General features: G+C 45.6%; 6 protein-coding genes. 4 read left to right on the top strand and 2 right to left on the bottom strand.

Features of this window, described 5'->3' with window-relative positions; genetic code table 11:
- Together MGMO_RS21200 and MGMO_RS17520 are read right to left on the bottom strand one after the other, a co-directional pair.
- Positions 1 to 371: TIR domain-containing protein (locus tag MGMO_RS21200; RefSeq protein ID WP_161808519.1), on the bottom strand; the 371-nt coding region annotated here is incomplete at its 3' end.
- A gap of 107 nt (positions 372 to 478) precedes the next feature.
- Complete coding sequence (locus MGMO_RS17520; RefSeq protein ID WP_036308695.1) at positions 479 to 745, bottom strand: BrnA antitoxin family protein; 267 nt, start codon at positions 743 to 745, stop codon at positions 479 to 481.
- A gap of 75 nt (positions 746 to 820) precedes the next feature.
- Between MGMO_RS17520 and MGMO_RS17515 the strand changes: the two genes are divergently transcribed.
- From MGMO_RS17515 to MGMO_RS17500, 4 genes are all read left to right on the top strand, one after another.
- Positions 821 to 1,951 carry a GNAT family N-acetyltransferase gene (locus MGMO_RS17515; RefSeq protein ID WP_023496418.1) on the top strand — a complete coding sequence of 377 codons (1,131 nt, stop codon included), beginning with the start codon at positions 821 to 823 and terminating at the stop codon, positions 1,949 to 1,951.
- A 78-nt stretch (positions 1,952 to 2,029) separates the two neighbouring features.
- Positions 2,030 to 2,200, top strand: a complete 171-nt coding sequence (locus MGMO_RS17510) for a rubredoxin (protein WP_023496417.1) — start codon at positions 2,030 to 2,032, stop codon at positions 2,198 to 2,200.
- Between the two features lie 97 nt (positions 2,201 to 2,297).
- Complete coding sequence (locus MGMO_RS17505; protein ID WP_023496416.1) at positions 2,298 to 3,311, top strand: NAD(P)/FAD-dependent oxidoreductase; 1,014 nt, start codon at positions 2,298 to 2,300, stop codon at positions 3,309 to 3,311.
- Positions 3,312 to 3,395: 84 nt separating this feature from the next.
- The coding region (locus tag MGMO_RS17500) for a hypothetical protein (RefSeq protein ID WP_036308691.1) at positions 3,396 to 3,958 on the top strand (563 nt) is incomplete at its 3' end.

The following is a 3,958-nucleotide window of genomic DNA, read 5'->3' as shown; positions in this document are numbered from 1 at the left end:
ATATCATGCCAGGGGTATGTTGGTAGAACGATGCCTAGAAGGCCTGATCTCGAATTATATTGTGTCTGTCGAATACTTGATCCAATTTCCCAGTCAACATGCTTACGCTGCCAGGTTTGACTTCCAATAAGTACGACAGTTACTGTTGAATCCCTCAGATATTCGTCTCGAATTTTTTGCCTTATCGTATCGGCCGGTAGAACTGGATTAATATCTCCAATTTGAACTGATTGAGAAACCATAATGTCATGCATATTTGAGAATAAGTTCTCGAAATAGTTTCTATATCGTTGATCATTAGCATGATGATAACTAACAAATACTTTGTGTCTAAATGCACTCGGTATTTTTAATCTGTTAAGTAAATTCATAATCTTATCTATCTTAATCAGGTTTATATATTAGATATATAGTATGAAAGTCTTTGATTATCTAGATTAATATCAAATATTAAATTGGCTTAAATTTGTAGCAAGTCTTATTTATTATGCAATTTTTCCTGCAACCACACCTTAATAAGCGATTGATAAGGCACATCACGGGCATTGGCGGCGACCTTGATTGAGTCAAGCAGGTGTTGCAAAAGCCGCAGGGAAATGGTTTTTGTGTTGGGTTTCGAGTTAGGCAGCACAACCGATTGTGCCTTTGACCAGTCAAGGTAGTCGGTGGAGTCGTGCGTTTCCCAAAAAACTCGTTCTTCTGCTTCATTGGTAAATGCAGGAATTTGTTTGAGTTTCTTTTTCATAGTTTGCGAAGTTTTGCTTAGTTCCCATCTGATGCTATTCTCGCATAGGATCATGAAATTCTTGTACATTAACGAATGGAAATAAAACAAATCACCGCCATTGACCAAGTTGACAGCCAAGCCTGGAATGCGCTTGCCGGAGATGGCTATCCCTTTATACGGCATGAGTTTTTGTTGGCGTTGGAGGAAAGCGGTTGTGTGTCCCGTCAAACAGGTTGGCAGCCATTACATCTGTTGGTTTGGGAGAATGCTGAATTGGTGGCGGGAATGCCGCTGTACCTTAAAGGACATTCGCGCGGCGAGTATGTGTTTGACCATCAATGGGTTTATGCCTACGGTCAGAATGGGGGAGATTATTACCCTAAATGGCTGACGGCCATCCCGTTTACACCGTGCCAGGGAGTGCGGATTGCAGTCAAAGATCCAACCGACCAACACCAAATTACCGGATTACTGGTCGACTTCATCAAAAATAAATCGGAGCAAGCGGGCATTTCTTCCTGGCATTGCTTGTTTCCGGTCGGCGAACAACTGGACAAGTTGAGGAACTTCGACTTGTTGGTCCGCGAAGGGGTGCAATTCCAGTGGTTTAACAGAAATTACCAAACCTTTGATGACTTCCTAAGCACATTCAACCACAGCAAACGCAAAATGCTGAAGCGGGAACGGCGTAAGGTTGCCGAACAGGGGATAACGATGATTCGCCTATCAGGCAAAGAAGCCAGCGAGCAGCAATGGCAGGTGTTTTATGATTTCTATCAAATGACCTATCTTAAGCATGGGATGCCGCCTTACCTGAATCTCGACTTTTTCCTGAGATGTGCAGAAAGGATGGGCGACCAACTGCTGCTAGTGTTTGCCCTGAAAGACGGGACGTATGTCGGCGCGGCACTGAGTTTTGTGGGCGGCGATACCTTATACGGGCGTTACTGGGGTTGTCATGAGGAATACAACGCCTTGCATTTTGAAGCGTGTTACTACCAGGGGCTGGATTATTGCATTGAACACGGCCTGCAGCGTTTTGACTCCGGCGCACAGGGCGAACATAAGATTGCCCGTGGCTTTGAACCGGTCACGACGTATTCCGCGCACTGGTTTCAGGACGAACGCTTTGCCAAGGCGATTGAACAGTTTTTGCTCAGGGAAAAAAGCGCGGTGCAGTTTTATAAGGACGATGCGACAAACTATTTGCCGTTCAAAAGATAATACTTGAAAAATGGATGCCCAGCCTTGAGCTTGCTTTATAATGTCCAGACAAAAATTTGGACTTTTTAAGGGGGGAAAATGGTTGATTACAGAAAATACGAATGCAGCGTCTGTGGACATATCTATGATGAAGCAGTGGGCGATCCCGATTCCGGCATTGAGCCAGGGACGTTGTGGGAAGATATCCCCGACGATTGGCGTTGCCCAGAATGCGGCGTGGAAAAGGGCGATTTTGAATTAATGGATTGATTGCTTAACTCAAGGGAACCCTGGCAAGTTGATTCCGCTTATGCCTCAACAAACCCAAGGCTTCCTATACTATTTATAACAATAACAGGGGGTCGTCATGAGCATCGTCATCGTTGGTTCAGGCATTGCAGGAGTGACTTTCGCCGAAAAGTACCGCGCCTTATCCCCTGATACCGAAATCGTCCTGGTCACTGCCGAACATGACGGTTATTATTCCAGACCGTTACTGTCCCGTGGCTTCACCAAGACCGATATTGAGCAGTCCATCATCCTGAAAAGTTTCGCCAAGCTGCGTGAGAATGGCATTGATGTGATTGCCGGCTCGGAAGTCACCGCGATTGACCGCAATACCAAGACAATTGCCATTGACGGCCCAGGCCAGGAGAAATCCTTGGCTTATGACCAGTTAATCTTGGCGCAAGGATCGGCAGCGTTCGTGCCGCCGCCTTTTAGGCCTTTTGAAAATCTTTTTTTCAGCTTAAACAGCCTGACCGACCTGAAAGCCATGCGAAAATTTCGCCAGCCATTCTTAAACCAAAATAAACACCCGCATTGGGCGGTCATCGGCGGCGGCTTAATCGGCTGCGAAGTCGCTTCCGATTTGGCGGTGGCGGGCGATAAAGTGACGATTTATCACATGATGGATCGCCTGATGGAGCGGCAATTAGTCGCGGAGGATTCAACCGCCTTGCTAAGTGTATTGCAGGCATCTGGTGTTGACGTATTGCTGGAGCAGTCAGTACAGGGCTTTGCCGAAGAAGACGGCAAAGTGTGCGTACTAACGGACGTGACGACCGAATTCGATGCCCTCATTGTCGCTTGCGGCTTTAAGCCACGTGCCGAGTTGGCGCATCAGGCGGGCCTTGATGTCGGCAGGGGCATTAAGGTTAACGACTACTTACAAACCAGCGATGAAGCCATTTTTGCCCTGGGCGATGTGGCTGAATTGCCGGACGGCAAGCTCTACGCCTTCATCCTGCCCATCCGTAGCCAAGCCCTGTGGCTGGCGAGTTATCTGGCAGGGCAAGAGCAAGCGGCCTGGTCGCCAGCGCCGTTTTCGACTAAGGCTAAGGTGCATGGGTTTGAGGCGGGGCATCCTTATAATTTATGAATATATTTTTTATACAGCAAGTTTAGTTTTTTATACGAAAGTTATCCCCGTAAATATCTAAGTTAACCCTTAAATGGTCAGTCATTGAAAGAATCAACAATAAATACGCTTCTTACGGCCAAAGCCATTTACAATGAGGCGAAGCCTTTAGTTTATTCTGGCAATAAACATTCCTGCTCGGCTGGCCTGATATTGCTACAAGATAGTATCGAGTTAGTGGTGCTGGCGTTACTTGTCGAGAAAGGCGTGGATGAAATAAAGAGTTTTGAAAAAAAATCATTTGATGAACTTTTAAGTGAACTGAAGAAATCTGGAGTCACTATTCCTAAGTCTGGAACAATACAGGCACTAAATAAACAAAGAGTAATCATTAAGCATTATGGTCAGCTTGCTGAACCTGCCTCTGTACGCAACTATGCTGAAGCTGCAGATATTCTAATTCAGAGCATTTTATCTGAAGTTCTAGGAAAAACACTTCAAGACATTCTGCTATCCGACCTTATCCCAGACTGCGAAGCTAAAACGTATCTCCAAACTGCGAGTGAATTGAAAGAGCAGGGGAAATATTTGGAGGGATTAATCGAGATTAGAAAAGCCTTTTTTGTTGAATACGAAAGAGAGTACGCAATTCACAAGTGGGCTGATAT

Source organism: Methyloglobulus morosus KoM1, from assembly GCF_000496735.2.
In the GTDB taxonomy this organism is placed as follows: Bacteria; Pseudomonadota; Gammaproteobacteria; order Methylococcales; family Methylomonadaceae; genus Methyloglobulus; species Methyloglobulus morosus.
Note: the sequence above shows the minus strand (reverse complement) of the source record. Positions and strands in the feature narration are given on the sequence as shown.